General features: G+C 66.5%; 14 protein-coding genes and 1 tRNA gene. 5 read left to right on the top strand and 10 right to left on the bottom strand.

What is annotated here, in order from left to right:
- Positions 1–15: 15 nt before the first annotated feature.
- Entirely contained in the window at positions 16–411 is a 396-nt protein-coding gene (locus tag BKA25_RS16990) for a VOC family protein (protein ID WP_069853526.1), read from the bottom strand.
- Between the two features lie 13 nt (positions 412–424).
- On the bottom strand, positions 425–3,130 hold the full coding sequence (polA, locus tag BKA25_RS16995; RefSeq protein ID WP_069848400.1) for a DNA polymerase I: 2,706 nt from the start codon (positions 3,128–3,130) through the stop codon (positions 425–427).
- A gap of 93 nt (positions 3,131–3,223) precedes the next feature.
- On the opposite strand from polA, the gene BKA25_RS17000 reads away from it, so the two are divergent.
- Entirely contained in the window at positions 3,224–3,667 is a 444-nt protein-coding gene (locus tag BKA25_RS17000) for a hotdog fold thioesterase (RefSeq protein ID WP_069853525.1), read from the top strand.
- A gap of 134 nt (positions 3,668–3,801) precedes the next feature.
- On the opposite strand, the gene BKA25_RS17005 is transcribed toward BKA25_RS17000, so the two are convergent.
- From BKA25_RS17005 to BKA25_RS17030, 6 genes are all read right to left on the bottom strand, one after another.
- A complete protein-coding gene (locus BKA25_RS17005) occupies positions 3,802–4,515 on the bottom strand; it encodes an ABC transporter ATP-binding protein (protein ID WP_069848398.1) in 714 nt (237 codons plus the stop codon).
- Positions 4,502–5,359: an ABC transporter ATP-binding protein gene (locus BKA25_RS17010; protein WP_069853524.1), complete on the bottom strand. Its 858-nt coding sequence runs from the start codon at positions 5,357–5,359 to the stop codon at positions 4,502–4,504. Before BKA25_RS17010 ends, BKA25_RS17005 begins: the two co-directional genes overlap by 14 nt.
- Before the next feature lie 128 nt (positions 5,360–5,487).
- Positions 5,488–6,633: a branched-chain amino acid ABC transporter permease gene (locus BKA25_RS17015; RefSeq protein WP_069848396.1), complete on the bottom strand. Its 1,146-nt coding sequence runs from the start codon at positions 6,631–6,633 to the stop codon at positions 5,488–5,490.
- Positions 6,630–7,640: a branched-chain amino acid ABC transporter permease gene (locus BKA25_RS17020; protein ID WP_260331251.1), complete on the bottom strand. Its 1,011-nt coding sequence runs from the start codon at positions 7,638–7,640 to the stop codon at positions 6,630–6,632. Before BKA25_RS17020 ends, BKA25_RS17015 begins: the two co-directional genes overlap by 4 nt.
- A 97-nt stretch (positions 7,641–7,737) precedes the next feature.
- The gene (locus BKA25_RS17025; RefSeq protein WP_236750637.1) at positions 7,738–8,949 is read right to left on the bottom strand and encodes a branched-chain amino acid ABC transporter substrate-binding protein; all 1,212 of its coding nucleotides are present in this window, start codon (positions 8,947–8,949) and stop codon (positions 7,738–7,740) included.
- 219 nt (positions 8,950–9,168) lie between these two features.
- The gene (locus BKA25_RS17030) at positions 9,169–9,798 is read right to left on the bottom strand and encodes an ANTAR domain-containing response regulator (protein WP_069848390.1); all 630 of its coding nucleotides are present in this window, start codon (positions 9,796–9,798) and stop codon (positions 9,169–9,171) included.
- Positions 9,799–10,151: 353 nt separating this feature from the next.
- Here BKA25_RS17030 and BKA25_RS17035 point away from each other — a divergent pair.
- Positions 10,152–10,228: transfer RNA gene (locus tag BKA25_RS17035), tRNA-Leu, on the top strand.
- A 209-nt stretch (positions 10,229–10,437) separates the two neighbouring features.
- Positions 10,438–11,592, top strand: coding sequence for a tyrosine-type recombinase/integrase (locus BKA25_RS17040; RefSeq protein ID WP_236750635.1), 1,155 nt, complete (start codon positions 10,438–10,440; stop codon positions 11,590–11,592).
- On the opposite strand, the gene BKA25_RS17045 is transcribed toward BKA25_RS17040, so the two are convergent.
- Positions 11,566–12,810 carry a helix-turn-helix domain-containing protein gene (locus BKA25_RS17045; RefSeq protein WP_172803767.1) on the bottom strand — a complete coding sequence of 415 codons (1,245 nt, stop codon included), beginning with the start codon at positions 12,808–12,810 and terminating at the stop codon, positions 11,566–11,568. The genes BKA25_RS17040 and BKA25_RS17045 overlap by 27 nt on opposite strands.
- Positions 12,811–13,045: 235 nt before the next feature.
- Here BKA25_RS17045 and BKA25_RS17050 point away from each other — a divergent pair, with 235 nt between their 5' ends.
- On the top strand, positions 13,046–13,588 hold the full coding sequence (locus BKA25_RS17050) for a bifunctional DNA primase/polymerase (protein WP_069848385.1): 543 nt from the start codon (positions 13,046–13,048) through the stop codon (positions 13,586–13,588).
- 188 nt (positions 13,589–13,776) lie between these two features.
- Positions 13,777–14,142 carry a hypothetical protein gene (locus tag BKA25_RS17055; protein ID WP_069848382.1) on the top strand — a complete coding sequence of 122 codons (366 nt, stop codon included), beginning with the start codon at positions 13,777–13,779 and terminating at the stop codon, positions 14,140–14,142.
- Positions 14,143–14,406: 264 nt separating this feature from the next.
- On the opposite strand, the gene BKA25_RS17060 is transcribed toward BKA25_RS17055, so the two are convergent.
- Positions 14,407–16,221, bottom strand: coding sequence for an FtsK/SpoIIIE domain-containing protein (locus tag BKA25_RS17060; protein ID WP_069848380.1), 1,815 nt, complete (start codon positions 16,219–16,221; stop codon positions 14,407–14,409).
- Positions 16,222–16,273 lie beyond the last annotated feature (52 nt).

Raw genomic sequence — 16,273 nt, forward strand, 5'->3', positions numbered from 1 at the left:
CCGAGGACGAGGCGGTTACTCCTCGACCTCCTCGTAGCGCGAGACCTCGATCAGGTTGCCGTCGGGGTCGCGGAAGTACAGCGAGATCATCGGGCCGAGTGCGCCGACCCTGGTGACCGGTCCCTCCTCGATGCGCACCTCACAGGCCCGCAGGTGGTCCTTGACCTCGGAGATCGCCATGAGCGTCACCAGACACACGTCGGCGGACCCCGGCACGGGATAGGTCGCCGCAGGGGCGATGGCCTCGGAGGAGGGATGCAGGTTGATCCGCTGAACGCCGAAGGCGAGACCATGCCGGTCATCGGCGAAGGTCACCGGCTCCATGCCCAGGACGTCCCGGTAGAACTCCTGGGTCCGTTCGATGTCCGCGACGGTCAGCACAAGGTGGTCGAACCGCTCGACTTTGATCAACTTATCCTCCGGGTCAGTGGGCGGCGGAGTCCCAGGAACGCCCGACACCCACCGAGACCTCCAGCGGCACGTCGAGTTGGTAGGCCGAGCCCATCGTGCGGCGAACCAATTCCTCGACCACGTCTCGCTCGCCCTCGGCGATCTCCAGGACGAGTTCGTCGTGCACCTGCAACAGCATCCGCGAACGCAGACCGGACTCAACGAGGCCCTTGTGCACCTCGATCATCGCGACCTTGATGATGTCCGCAGCGCTGCCCTGGATCGGCGCGTTGAGCGCCATCCGCTCGGCCATCTCCCGCCGCTGCCTGTTGTCACTGGTCAGGTCGGGCAGGTAACGGCGTCGCCCCAACACCGTCTCGGTGTATCCGTCCTTGCGGGCGCGCTCCACCACGTCGTGCAGGTAGTCGCGCACCGCGCCGAAACGAGCGAAGTAGGCATCCATCTGAGCACGGGACTCCTCGGCGGAGATCCGCAGCTGTTGCGCCAGACCATACACCGAGAGGCCGTACGCCAAGCCGTAGGACATCGCCTTGACCCGCCTGCGCAGTTCGGCGTCGACCTGGTCCGCAGCGACGTCGAAGGCCCGCGAGGCCACGTAGGTGTGCAGGTCCTCGCCCTGCCGGAATGCGTCGATCAGGCCTTCGTCACCCGAGAGATGCGCCATGATCCGCATCTCGATCTGGCTGTAGTCGGCGGTCATCAGCTCGGCATGCCCGGCACCGACGACGAAGACCTCGCGGATCCGCCTGCCCTCCTCGGTGCGGATCGGGATGTTCTGCAGGTTGGGTTCCGTCGAGGAGAGCCTGCCGGTCGCGGCGATGGTCTGGTTGAAGGTGGTGTGAATCCGACCGTCGGCGGCGATGGACTTGATCAGGCCGTCGACGGTGCTCTTCAATCTCGTGGCATCGCGATGGGCCAACAGGTGCGCCAGGAACGGATGCTCGGTGGAGGCGAAGAGCGTCTGCAGCGCCTCGGCGTCGGTGGTGTACCCGGTCTTGGTGCGCTTGGTCTTGGGCATCCCCAGCTCGTCGAACAGCACGACCTGCAGCTGCTTGGGCGAGCCGAGGTTGATCTCCTTGCCGATCACACCGAAGGCGGCGTCGGCGGCGACCTTGACCTGGGCGGCGAAGTGATCGGCCAAGCCGTGGAGCCGGTCGGCGTCGACCGCGATCCCGGCTTCCTCCAGCTCGGTGAGCACCCCGAGGACCGGCAGCTCCAGCTCGGTCAGCAGCGAGGAACCGTTGATGCCCGCGAGCTCGCCGTCCAGGGCATCGGCCAAGAGCGCGATGGCATTGGCGCGCACGATCTCGTCGGTGGCCTGCGCCGCCGCGTCCGCCCGCTCGTCCGCGAGCAACGAGAGTTGACCGGAGTCCTCCTCGGCCTGCAGCCGCAGTTCTCTGCCGAGATACCGGACGACCAGATCGGCGAGATCGAAGGAACGCTGCCCCGGCCGCACCAGGTAGGCCGCCAGGGCCGTGTCGCTGGTCAGGCCGGCGAGACGCCATCCGCGCGCACCCAGCACGTGGCGGACGATCTTGGCATCGTGTGCCGCCTTGGGTTGCTGCGGGTCGGCCAGCCAGGCGGCCAGCGCCTGTTCGTCGTCCTCGGTCAGGTCGACGGTCTGGATGTAGGCGCCCTGTCCTGAGGCGGTGGCCAGGGCCAACCCCTCCGTGTCGCCCGCGCCGCGCGCCCAGGTTCCCTTCGTCGCCAATCCGATCCGGGTGCCCGCCACGGCGTGCTCACCCAACCAGGCGGCCAGCGCCCCGGAGGGCAGCAACCCGCCGTGGACGTCGAGCCCCTCCTCGACCTCCGGTTCCGCAGCGCCGAGGGTGGCGAAGAGCCGGTCACGCAACACCCGGAACTCGAGATCGTCGAACAGCCGGTGCACGGCGTCGCGGTCCCACTGCCGGACCTCCAGGTCCTGCGGGGCCAGCTCCAGCTCCACGGCTCGATCCAGTTCGGTGAGCCTGCGGTTGAGCAGGACGGCCTCCAACCGCGAGCGAAGGGCCTCGCCCGCCTTGCCTCGGACCTCGTCGACCCGGTCGACCAGGTCCGCAAGCGAGCCGTACTCGCGGATCCACTTCGCGGCGGTCTTCTCGCCGACCCCGGGGATACCGGGGAGATTGTCGGACGGGTCGCCGCGCAGCGCGGCGTAGTCCGGGTACTGCACCGGGGTCAGGCCGTACTTCTCCTGGACGGCGTCCGGGGTGAAACGGGTCAGGTCCGAGACGCCCTTGCGCGGGTACAGCACGGTGACGGCCTCGGTGACCAGCTGCAACGCATCTCGATCGCCGGTGCAGATGGAGACCCGCAAACCCTGCTGGGCGGCCTGGGTGGTCAGCGTCGCGATGATGTCGTCGGCTTCGAAGCCCTCCTTGGCCAGCACCGGGATGCCGAGGACGGCCAGTACGTCCTGAATGAGGCTGATCTGGCCCTTGAACTCGTCCGGGGTGGCCGACCGGGTCGCCTTGTACTCGGGGTAGACCTCGCTGCGGAAGGTCTTGCGCGAGACGTCGAAGGCCACCGCGAGGTGCGTCGGGGTCTCGTCGCGCAGCAGGTTGATCACCATCGAGGTGAAGCCGTACACCGCGTTGGTGGTCTGCCCGGTCGTGGTCCGGAAGTTCTCCGCAGGTAGTGCGTGGAACGCCCGGTAGGCCAGCGAGTGGCCGTCGAGCAGCAGGAGGCGGCCGGGTGCGGAGTTACCGTCAGACAGGGACACGGCCAGCGAGTCTAGGCTGCGGGTCCGACTGTCTTTCAGTGCGTCATTCAGAGGAGACCACGGGTGAGTGATTCCAGCCAGACCCGAGAGCCGATCAGTGCTGCCGCAGTTCAGCACGGCTTCATCGGCGAGGGCACCCAGGTACCGGACGAGCAGCTCACCGCCCGAATGGGCATCGCGATCACCCACTGGGATGCGGATCAGCTGACGGCGACCATGCCGGTGGCGGGCAACCGCCAGCCCTACGGGCTGCTGCACGGCGGGGCCAATGCCGTGCTCGCGGAGACCCTCGGTTCGATCGCGGCGGCCATGTATGCCGGAGCTCATCGGATCGCCGTGGGCATCGAGTTGTCCTGTACTCACCACCGGGCGGCCCGCGAGGGCACCGTGACCGGCGTGGCCACCCCGCTGCACCGGGGCCGCAGCACCGCCTCGTACGAGATCGTGATCACCGACGAATCCGGGCGGCGGACCTGTACGGCACGGCTGACCTGCATGCTTCGCGATCGCCCACCGGGTGAGCCCGCCGCGTCCTGAGGCTTCGCGCCATCGACCGCGCAACCGAGGTACGGCCCCGGCGAGCGGGCGATCGACGAACCTCCTGCACGACCAAGGCGGGGCCACCGGCCCGGCTGTCACGCCGAAGCCGAGGACCCCGCCTCGATCACCGCCTACGCCACGCCGAGATAGGCGTCCTTCACCGCGGGGTCGGCGAGAAGTTCCCGCCCACCCCCGGATCGGGTGATGTTGCCGCTCTCCAGCACATAGCCTCGATGGGCCCTGCTGAGCGCCGACTGCGCGTTCTGCTCCACCAGCAACACGGTGGTGCCCTGTTCGTTGATATCGGTGATGATGCGGAAGATCTGCCGGATGAACTGCGGCGCCAACCCCATCGACGGTTCGTCGAGTAGCAGGAGTCGGGGCCGGGCCATCAGTGCGCGGCCGATGGCGACCATCTGCTGCTCACCGCCGGACAGCGTGCCGCCCGGTTGCCCGATGCGTTCCTTGAGCCGGGGGAACAGCTCGTAGACGCGTTCGAAGTCCTCCTGGATCCCCTTGCGGTCCTTGCGGGTGTAGCACCCCATCTCGAGGTTCTCCAGCACCGTCATGCCGGGGAAGACTCCTCGGCCCTCCGGTGCCTGCGAGATGCCCCGCACCACCCGGAGGTCGGCACGGAGTTTGCTGATGTCCTCGCCGTCGAAGGTGATGGAGCCCTTCGACAACGGCAGGAGACCCGACACCGCCCGCATCGTGGTGGACTTGCCCGCACCGTTGGCACCGATCAGGGTGACGATCTCGCCTTGGTCGACGGTGAGGGAGATACCGGACAGCGCCTGGATCCGCCCGTAATGCACGGAGACATCGGACAGCTCAAGCAACGTCATCGTCGGGCACCCCCAGATACGCGGCGATCACTGCCGGGTCCTCCCGCACCTGCGCGGGCGATCCCTCGGCGATCTTTCCGCCGAACTCGAGCACCACGATGCGATCCGTGACGCCCATGACCAGCTTCATATCGTGCTCGATCAACAGCACGGTGTACCCGTCGTCCCTGATGCGGCGGATGAGCTCCATGAGCTCCTCCTTCTCCGCCGGGTTGAAGCCCGCGGCGGGCTCGTCCAGGCAGAGCAGCTTCGGCTCGGTGGCCAGGGCGCGGGCGATCTCCAGCCTGCGCTGGTAGCCGTAGGGCAGGTTCCGCGCCTTGTCGGCGGCGCGGTCGGCGATGCCCACGAACTCCAGCAACGCCATGGCCCGCTCGATGCCCTCCTTCTCCTCGCGACGGTGCCGAGGCAGCCGCAGCAGAGCCCCGACGACACCGGTGCGGTGCCGGGCATCGGTGCCGACCATGACGTTCTCCAGCGCCGTCATCTCCGAGAAGAGCCGGATGTTCTGGAACGTCCTGGCGATACCGCGCCGGGTGATCTCGAAACGCTTGAGCTTGCCCAGCGGCTTGCCCTCGAGAAGCACCTGGCCCTCGGTCGGCCGGTAGACACCGGTCATGGCGTTGAAGCAGGTGGTCTTGCCTGCACCGTTGGGGCCGATCAAACCCAGGATCTCGCCTCGGCGGATGCTGAAGGAGACCGAGTTCAACGCGGTGAGCCCGCCGAAGCGCATCGTGAGGTCACGCAGTTCCAGCAGGGTGTCCCCCACCTCGACGGCGATCTCTCGATCGGGCGCGACGACCTCGGCCACCTCGGCCTCGTGTTCGGCCCGTTCCTTCTCCGTCATCCCGGCGACCTCGGCGACGAGGCCACCCTCGACCGGCTCGTTGGCCTCGGCCGTCGAGTCCGAAGGCTCGGTGCCCGTGGTCGGCGAGACCTCGTTCTCCGGTCCGTCCGGCGGTGTGTTCTGACTGCTCACGCGTTCACCCCCTTGCCCGAGTCCTGCATGGGACTCTCGGTGGCGACCGGTTCGGAACGCCCGAGCAGCTTGCGATACGCCTGTCTGCCGTAGGCGAGCAATCGCTGCCTGGCACCGAGGAGACCCTGCGGACGGAAGATCATCAACACGATCAGCGCGAGACCGAAGATGAGGTATCGGTACTCGCTGATCACCTGGAATCGGTCTGGGATGTAGGAGATCACCAGGGCGCCCAGGATGACGCCGACCTTGTTACCGGAACCGCCGAGCACCACTGCGGCCAGGAAGAGCACCGAGGTGATGACGTCGAACCGCTGGTTGTTGACGAAGGCCGCCTGACCCGCGTACAGGACACCGGAGAGTCCACCGATCGCGGCACCGATCACGAACGACCAGATCTTGAACCGGAACGTGGCCACGCCCATGATCTCGGCGGCGTCCTCGTCCTCCCGGATCGCGACCCAGGCGCGGCCGACCCGGCTGCGCTCCAGATTGCCCACCAGGATGAGCACCACGATGATCGCGGTGACCGTCAGCCAGTACCACGGAGCCCCATCGGTCTGGACGAAGATCGGCGACCCGTCGGCGTAGGTTCCCGGCGGGCCGCCGACCGACTGGAAGCCCTGGTTGCCGCGAAGCTGCGGGATGTTGTCCGCCAGCAGCCGGACGATCTCACCGAAGCCCAGCGTCACGATGGCCAGATAGTCGCCGCGTAGTCGCAGTGTCGGTGTACCGAGGATGACACCCGAGATCATCGTGACGGCCATCGCGATCGGCACCACGGCCAGCCACGGGTAATCCCCGTACAGCACCGAGTCCGGGCTGGTGAGGACTGCGGCGACATAGGCGCCGATGGCGAAGAATCCGACGTAGCCGAGGTCGAGGAGACCGGCTTGGCCGACGACGACGTTGAGGCCGATCGCCAACAGCGCCATGCGCGCCGCGTTGAAGAGCGCGATCTCGTAGTTGGTTCCCGGCTCCGTGGACAGCGGGAAGAAGTTCAGCAGTGGCAGCAGGTAGACGACCGCCACCAGCGGGATCAACAGGCCCCACTGTTGGAATCGGCTCAGCCCGTTCCACCAGGTGCGAATCCTCGTTCCGAAGGGCTCGCGAGCGGTGCTGGAGGTCTGCGTTGCACTCATACCCGTGCCTTCCCGAGAGACTCGCCCAGAATGCCGGTGGGCCGGAACATCAGGATGGCGATGAGCAGCACGAAGGCGACGATGTCACGCCACTCGCCACCGAACAGGGACTGCCCGTAGTTCTCCGCGATACCGAGGATCAGGCCACCCAGCAACGCGCCTCGCAGGTTGCCGATACCACCGAGCACCGCGGCGGTGAACGCCTTGATGCCCAGCAGGAAGCCACCGTTGTACAGCACGCCCTGCGGGATCTGCATGATGTAGAACAGCGCCGCCGCACCCGCGAGCACACCACCGACGATGAACGTCAACATGATGACGCGCTCTCGGTTGACACCCATCAACGTGGCGGTGTCCGGGTCCTGGGCCACGGCACGGATTCCCCGGCCGAGCCGGGTGCGGTTGATGAAGATGTCCGCGACGAGCATCAGCACCAGCGAGGCCAGGAAGATGGTGAGCTGGATGTTGGTCACCCTGGCGCCGAAGAACTCGAACACCGGCTCCGGACGCAACAGGCGGATCGCTCGCTCGGCGTTGGCTCCGCGCCACAGCAGGAACAGCTGCTGGATGGTGAACGAGGCACCGACCGCGGTGATGAGGAAGACCAGTCGCGGCGCCTTCTTCTTCCGCAAGGGTCGATAGGCCACCCGCTCCAGGGTCAACGCGAGCAGGCCGGAGGCGATCATGGCGACCACACCCGCTAAGAGCAGGTTCACCACGATCTCGATCATCGGGATGTCCAGGGTGGGACCCGGCCGGAACCCGAGGGCGGTGAAAGTGAAGTACGCGGCGAAGGCGCCGACGATGAAGACCTCGGAGTGCGCGAAGTTGATCAGCTTCAACACACCGTAGACGAGGGTGTATCCGATCGCCACCAGGGCGTAGATGCTGCCGTAGGACAGGCCGTCCACGGTGTTGGCCCAGAACCGGTCGATGAAGAGCCCGACGTCGAAACCGATCCAGGACTCACCTTGGGCGAGGACCTGCGCAGAAAGAGACTGATTCAATGATCGACTCGTTTCCATACAAGAGCGCCGAGGCGCGGTCGGCGGCGCTCGCCGTCGCCAAACCGCGCCTCAGCGGTGATAACCCGAAGAACCGGCGTCAGCCGATCTGCTCGCCCTGAACGATCTCGCCGCCCTCGACGCGGTACGACCAGACCGGGGTGTCGGTCAGCTCGCCCGTCTCGTCCCACTGGAAGTTCTTGGTCAGGCCCTGGCCGTTGTACTCGCGCACGTAATCCAGGACCTCCTCCCGAGTGGACAGACCCTGGTCGAGCGCGGTCAGCAGGATGGTGGCGGCGTCGTACCCCTCCGGGGAGTAGGTCGACGGCTCCGCGCCCGCAAGCTCCTCGAAGGCACTGGTGAAGTCGGTGAAACCACCGGAGGGAACACACGGGCAGGTGAAGTAGACACCCTCGGCGGCGTCACCGGCGTTGATCACGAACTCGTTGTCCCGCACGCCGTCGGGCGCGACGAGGTCGACCTCGAGACCGGTGTCGTAGAGCTGCTGCGCGAAGGGCGCGGCCTCCTGGTAGTAACCGGCGAAGAAGATGGCGTCGGGCTCGGTGGCCTCGATGCTGCCGATCACGGCGGAGAACTCGACCTGCTGGGTGCGGATCTCCTCGTTGCAGGTGACCGCGTCGCCGAGTGCCGAGGCGACCTCCTCGGCGAGCCCCATGCCGTACGCGGAGTCGTCCTGCACGATGCAGACGCTCTCGGCACCGAGGTTCTCGCTGATGAAGCTGGCTGCCGCAGGCCCCTGCACCGAGTCGTTCCCGAGGGCGCGGAAGAAGGTGTCCCAGCCGTTGGTGCTCAGGTCCGGGCGGGTGGCCGATGGGCTGAGGGCGACCAGTCCGGCCGAGGCGAAGGAGTCGCCGACCGCTGCGGATTCACCCGAGAACGGCAGTCCGACAACGCCGAGGACCGACTCGTTGTTGATGGCCTCGGTCACCACACCGGGCGCCCGGTCCGGCGTGCCCTCCGTGTCGTACTCGAGAAGCTCGACCTGACAGTTCTCGTTCGCGTCGTTGTGCTCCTGAACCGCGAGACGCACGCCGTTGAGGATGTTGAGTCCGAGCGCTGCGTTCTGACCCGCGATCGTGCCGATATAGGCGATCGCGACGTCCTCACACTCGCCGGACCCGTCGCCTGCCGGCAGCACCACATTCTCGGGAACACCGGGCGAATCGGCGGACGCGCCGCCGTCGCCGCTTGGGCCCGCGCTGTCATCCTCGGTGTTCTGCGCGCACCCCGCGACCGTCAGCGACAGGACCGCCGCTAACGCCAGGGTCCGTACGAGTCGTGTCTGGGACACCCATACCTCCATTTGGCCTACCCATGCTTTTCAGCGACCACCGCGCTCACTCGGTGCTGGGTTGGGGAGGAAGGTAGCGCCAATCGGGTGTATTGGACAGCGTCGGATTGTTGCCGTTTCCACATCGTGACGCAGCGCAAAGAGTCACCTGATCAGGTGGATCAGTCATATGTTTCCGACAAATGGCGGTTGCCAAACGACGCTGTTACGAACCGATTCTCAGTCCAGGGTATCGACGACCGCCGCGGCCACAGCCTTCATCGTGGTACGCCGGTCCATCGCCGTGCGCTGAATCCACCGGAAGGCCTCCGGCTCGCTCAGCGACTGGTTCTTCATCAGGATGCCCTTGGCCCGCTCGATGAGCTTGCGAGTCTCGAGCCGCTCCTGGAGGTCTGCGACCTCGCCCTCCAAGGCGCGCAGCTCGGAGAAACGCGACATCGCCAGCTCGACGGCCGGGATCAGGTCCCGCTTGGCGAAGGGCTTCACGAGGTAGGCCATCGCGCCGGCGTCCCGCGCCCGCTCGACCAGGTCGCGCTGGCTGAAGGCGGTCAGGATGACCACGGGAGCAATACGGTCTCCCGCGATCCGCGATGCGGCCTCGATCCCATCGACCTTCGGCATCTTGACATCGAGAATCACGAGATCCGGGCGCAAGCGCGAGGCGAGATTCACGGCTTCCTCGCCGTCGGCGGCCTCGCCTGCGACCTCATAACCTTCCTCGCGAAGCATCTCGACCAGGTCTAGGCGGATCAACGCCTCGTCCTCGGCCACGACCACTCTGCGGGGCGCAGACGGCGTGGCTTCGGTTGGCTGGGCCGTCGATCGGGCCTCGGCAGCCGGCTCGGTCACCGGGGTCCTCCAGGGGTATGACAACGGATGGGCGGACCATCATGGTGGGCATGGCTCGACGTCCGAGCTTAGCGCCCGACGACCGCCTTCGGTGTATCACGCTCACCACATGCCTGTCTCACCCGAAACGCGGGCGCGATCAGTGCGTTCCCGGTCCCCCACGCCGGTCCGAGCCGCCCGCCCGCGCTGCGCCCGCAGGACGAGCAAGGGCCTGGAGGGTTTCCGGGGTTCCACGAGTTGCCCGGGCAGGCCGAAGCGGTCTCCCGAGGGCGGGATCATTGCTGTTCAGACCTATTTCGGGCACCGGTTGCAACGCTGTGGATCGCATTGGATAGAGTCTCGGATCAGCGCCAGCCCCCGTAGCCCAATCGGCAGAGGCAGCGGACTCAAAATCCGTCCAGTGTCAGTTCGAGTCTGACCGGGGGCACCACCGCTGACCAGCGGTTACAACCGAAGATGTGGATCACTAGTTGATCTTTGGGTGCGGCCTTGGGTGCGAGTATGCTCAAGGCCATGAGTCGTGCGCGCTCCGAAGGCCGTCAACGGGGACGGGTCGAACAGCGAGGCAACACACTTCGCGTCGTCGTCTACGCGGGCACCGATCCGGTCACCAGCAAACGGCGGTATCTCCGCGAGACGGTGCAGGGAATCGACAAGGCGGCCCACCGCAAGGCCGACCGGGCGATGACACGACTGCTCGCCCAAGTAGACGGTCAGCGCGCAGCAACCTCCGTCGTCACACTCGGGTACGCCATCGACGAGTGGTTACGGACCAGCGAACACGAAGAGAGCACCCGCAAGACCTACCTCGGCTATATCGATCGCTCGATCAAGCCGGTTCTCGGCGGCCTGGCAGTGAGCAAGATCGACGCGCGGGCTTTGGAGAGCTTCTACACGGAGCTGCGTCGCTGCCGGACCCGCTGCGACCGGAACCCCTTTATCGAAAAGCACGCGACGCGCGCTGAGCACGACTGCGGCACGGCAGGGTGCAGAGTCCACGTCTGCAAGCCCATGGCCGCATCCACGGTCCGGCAGATGCACGCAATCATCAGCGGCACTCTGACCGCTGCGGTTCGTTGGGACTGGATCACTGCGAATCCTGCGCGGATCGCGCGCCGACCGAAGCAGAAGACACCGGAGCCGGACCCGCCCACTTCTACCGAAGCTGCGCGTCTCGTCGATGCGGCGTTCGAGATGGATGAGGACTGGGGAATTCTCGTCTGGGTCGCGATGACGACCGGCCCGCGACGGGGCGAACTCTGCGGGCTGCGATTCAGTCACATCGACTTCGACGCGGAGATCATCGACTATCGGCGTAACTGGGTGGCAGGCCGCGAGAAAGACACCAAGACCCATCAGCGCAGAAGAATCGCCCTCGATTCCGAGACGGTCGTACTACTTAAAGAACACCGCGATCGGGTCAAGGCTCGCATAGAAGAACTGGGCGGCGAATTCACCGAAGATCTCTTCGTGTTCACCGGCGTCCGTTCGCCCGACCACCATGTGCCTTACTCCCCCAACGCCGTATCCCAGCGGTACAAGGACATGGCGACACGGCTCGGCATCGACACCCATCTGCACGCACTGCGGCACTACTCCGCTACCGAGTTGCTGACGGCTGGTGTCGACCTGCGCACCGTGGCCGGCCGATTGGGGCACGGTGGCGGTGGGTCGACGACACTGCGCGTCTATGCCGCGTGGGTCGCTGCGGCTGACCGGAAGGCGGCGGAGCTGCTGGGTAGCCGGATGCCCAAGCGGGTACGGAAGTCAGCCGGGGACAGCAAGGCGAGCTAGCCGCCGTTGCTGCCGTGCGGAACCGATCTGTTGTGCAAGTGCATCCGCCTGCGCGGCCTGTTCGGCGGCTGAGTCTCGCTCTCCGGCGTGCAGAAGCGCGCGGGTGAGATCGACCCGCAAGGCCGTCTCTGCGCGCGTATATGACGGATCAAGGCCCCGTAGCGCGTCATTGAGAACGGCGACGGCTGAACGTTCCCCGGTCCGGGCCAGCGCGTGGCCGCGCCACCGAGTCAGATGGACGTCATCCATCGCGACGTAGGGCGTGTCGGTGTGCACGGTGTCGGCGGGGAGAGTTCGGGCGGCATGGTCGAAGGCGCGCAGGCTCTTGGCGCTCTGGTCATTCGCGGCCAGCGCTTCGCCGTGTGCTGCTGCGAGCCAGGCGAGCAGGATCGCGGGTGCGTTCTGGCGGGCTGCGGCGAGTGCGTGGCCGGTGAGATCGCTCGCGTCGGTGCTGCGGCCGATGTCGATGAGCACGAATGCCTGTTCGGCGATCACATGGGAGAACAGCGCTGCGTTGCCGGATTCGCGGGCGGCGGTCTTGGCGTTCTCGTAGTGCTGCCACGCTTCGCCGAGTAGGCCGCTGTCGAGGCATTGCCAGTCAGCGAGGGTGCAGTACTCGGTGAGCACCGCTGCCAGGCTGCGGCGAATCGCGGGGTCGATGCTGTGGCGCATCAACGGTTCGATCTGCGCGATCTTGGCTCGGACTTCGCCGCGCAGCAGTCCGGCGCCCAATCGTCGGTCCAGCGTCCGAATGTGTTCGAGTTGGGCTACGAAGGATTCGACGACCTCGGCATCGACTCGGCGGGCTGATTGAAGAGCCGCAGCAAGTTCGTGTGTCTGCTCGTCCGCCGTCGCAGCCGCGTGGATGTCGGTACTGCTGATCTTCTCGGTCGGTGTGCGGTGACCGCGTTGCGCGCGGTGGCGGAACACGGCTTGTTCTCTCTCCCGCTCGATTCGCTCGGATTCGGCGGCTGCGGATTGAAGTCGGTCGAAGTGATCGAGCAACACGCCATCGGCGCCGACCGCATCGTCGGCGGCTGCCCAGAATCGACGCGGCGGGAGGTGTCTGCCCGCTTCCGCGTGACTCACGGCGGTGCGGGTGTAGTGGACACGACGGGCTATCTCCGCTTGGGCGAATCCCGCCGCTCGGCGGTGATCGGCCAATGCGCGCCCGAGGGCTTGCTTGAGTTCTCGCACTGCGTCCGTATCGCGTGCCATGTTCGGCATCTCCCCGATCCACGCCTGACCCAACACGGGCGGCAGGGCCGATATCAGCTTAACCGAAGCGTCGATCGGCAAGATTTCACGTCCTTTTTCACCTGAGCTTTCACCTCTTCTGCTGTCACCACACCCGAGAGCACGCGGGTGCCCGCCACGGAAGGGGTCCGAGTTGACACGCCGAGGTCGACGACGTCGAAAGCCGACGGTTGCCGTCGCGTTAAAGCGCGCTGCGGTGGCGTATGCCGCATACGGATGGCCGGTGATACCGGGTGCCCGATGGAACGGCACGAAGTACATCCGCCCGGACAGCGGGCTACGGGTGCCCGGATTGCTTCCCATCGTTCCGCACACCGAGGCGACCGATCGGCAGGCGCAGATCGAGCGATGGTGGAATGCGGCGCCGTTCTCGGTACTGGTGGCCGCAGGGCGCGGCTTCGCGGTGATCTCGGTACCCGCCGAGTTGGGCGTGGCGGCAGCGCGGTTCTCGGTGTTCCGCGATTCACCGACGCCGACCCTCGTTCATCCCGAGGGCCGGATCCTGTTCCTTGTCGAGCCGATCAAGGCATTGCGACTGGAGTTGCGAAGTTTTCGCAGTGTCTTTCTGATGGAACCGGATTCGGTTTTTCCGGTGCCTCCGACCATCACAGGGTCCGGTCCGGTTCGCTGGTGGTTTCCACCGGATGCCTGTCCGATCACCAGTGGCAGCGCGCGAATAGTTCAGGAAGCACTGTGTCAGGCGATCTCCGCCGTTCGCTGGTCTCGGACGCCGCCATGATGACGCAGTCATTGGACTGGCACGACATCGTGTGGTCGCTCTTGTTAGGTGCGGTGATCGCGGAACTCATCATTGCGGTTCGTCTGGCCACTGCATCGGCCTGGTTCTGGCTGGTGTTCGCCGAATGGCGATGGCGGCAGGGGTGCCGCATTCGGAGATTTCTTCGCAGAAGGTAGTTGGTGATACCCATGAATTCCGTCGATCGTGCCTATGCTGCTTTGCTGCGCCGTGGCTTCGGATTCTGTCTTGCACCGGGTGACCACGAGGTCAGGTACACGGTGCTCGCCACCTATGGATGGCCGGGCCATGTCGATTCGCTGCATATCCGTGGCGAAGACGAGGCGACCGCCAGTCGCGTGCGTGACCGCGATGAGGGGCAAGGGCTGTTCGCGGACCAATGCACGGTGTGGAGCTACGAAGGCACGTTCCTGGCCGCAGCGGCCGAACTGCTCAACCTGCCCGCGCCCGGTGAGCGCGGTGCGCCGGAACTCACCCGCAGGACGCCGAGCGGGTTGTGGCTGCCGCCCTCGGTTCGACTGACCCGACCGGCCTGACAAGCGCGGTTTGAAGGGAGGTGAGGCCATGGAACCTGTGAGCTGACGGATAGCTCTTCCGCGTCGGATTCGTCAGCCGATCTCCTCGTGCAACATCAGCGCGGCCGGTGTCTGGGGGTCACGTCCCGGGCCGGCCGCGCTGCGCTGTTCCGCGCTCGTTCCGCGTGCGATGTCGAGCCAGCCAACGCGCAGGCGCGCGCGTGCGCGCGTAGGGGAAGTTCCGCGCACGGCACGGAACTTCCCCGGAACACGGCTTTTCCGCGCTTAGTCGGTGTGCTCGTTCCGCAGTCGCGGTGTCCCTCGGTAGTAGCCGTGTCGACCGGTGCGCTCAGCGAAACGCTCGGTCTCCAGCGCGTCCAACTCGCGATAGATCCACGTCTTGCGCCGGTCACACACCGCGCCGAGTTCTTCCACCGTGGTGCCCTCTTCGCCTGCGGCAGACAAGGCCGCTCGGAGCGCCTTGCGGGCGTGCTCGTTGTCGAGTCGTTTCTTGGCCGGTGATCGGGTAGCCGGTCCGCGCTCGGCGAGCGCGGCCAATGGTGCGGCTGGCTCGGCCGTCGACGCTTCGGTTTCCCGAGAAGCCGGCGTGGTGTCCGGCTCATCGTCCGTATCGAGCGAGAACGTCGAGACGACATCGGCGGTGACGGGATCGAGCGCCGGTTGCCTACCTCGCCAAGTCTCGACGATGTCGGACACGAGATCGTCTGTCACCCAGTAGCAGCGGACCAACGCCGGACGCTCGGCCCCGGCGGCTTCCACGTATCCGCAGCCGGGCCGGTCCTTGCGGATCACCGCCGGGTCGGTCCCGGTGGTGTCCCGCAGCACGGTGGAAGCCTCTCCGCTTTTGAGGAACCGGAATGCCACCCGCGTGCGGAGTTGAGCGCGCACCTGCGCCGAGCCGACCGCGTTGACCGTGGGGTACTGGGTGGCGAGCACCAGGGCGACGCCGAGCGCCCGACCGCGCCGGGCGACCGATTCCAGATCGGGCACGCACTCCACGGGGAGTTCGGCGGCTTCATCGATCAGCACCACGATCACCGGCTGTTCTGGGCTGGCTTGCCATACCCGTTTGGTGGCGTGTTGGCCGCGCATGTCGATGACCTCCCGCAATGCCGCCAGCATCGTGCGGGCGGAATCCGCGGTGGTCGACAGCCAGTCTGTCACCGGCCACCACGGACGCAGCTCGATTCCGCCCTTGAGGTCGATCGCCCACAGCACCGCGTCTGGTGCGGTGACCGCATGGCAGGCCATCAGGTTCAGCAGCCCGGACTTGCCGGACCCGTTCGTTCCCGCGACCAGTGCGTGATGCGTCCCGGTCTGTCGGTCGTACAGCGGGACTCGGCAGACGTCGCCGTCGTCGTAGGGACCGACCGGCATCGCATCGGCGATCGAGGCCGCCGGGCTACCCGCCCAATGGATCGGGTCGGAATGGGGGTCGGCTTCGATCACCCGCATCACCGCGATGTCTGCCCGGTCCGCCCACGGTTCGGCACGGACCGACCCGACCGGGAGTTGCAACGCGCTCTCGACGGTACGAAGTCTCCCGGTGACGTCCCGCGCCGTCTGGCCTGCGGCCAGGCGCAGCCGCCCGGTCCATCCCCAAGTGGTGACGAGCACCCCGGTCAGTCGGGACCGGGCGAGACCGGCCGTCTCGGCGACGCGCGGCCAGGCCGCAATGGTGCGTTCGACACGGACCTGTGCGCGGACGCGACGGTGCAGCCACCACGGGATAGCGCCGATCAGTCCGCCTATTACGAGTGCCCGCAGCATGATCGGGTGGTTGGAACCGAGCGCCGATGCCGCCACTATCCACGTAGCAACGGAGAAGACGACCACACGGGCATAGGCCCGCTCGATCTTCCGGTCCAACACCTGACCCACCCACAGCGCGGAAATTCCAAGCAGGAATAGGCAGATCAGTACCGTGGTGACCACGGTGAGCCAGGCGAACGCGAGGGTTCCCAATGCCCATACGGCGATGACCGTATAGAACGGGGCGAGTCGGTGTCGATGTCGCCACAGGACAGTGAATAGGGATTCTCGCGGTTCCGACTTTCGACGTTGTTGCACGGTGACCATGGCGGTTGCCTCCGAATCTGGGCGTGCGGCATCGCCACACGCCCAGTAGACG

The organism is Actinoalloteichus hymeniacidonis (genome assembly GCF_014203365.1).
Taxonomy (GTDB): Bacteria; Actinomycetota; Actinomycetes; order Mycobacteriales; family Pseudonocardiaceae; genus Actinoalloteichus_A; species Actinoalloteichus_A hymeniacidonis.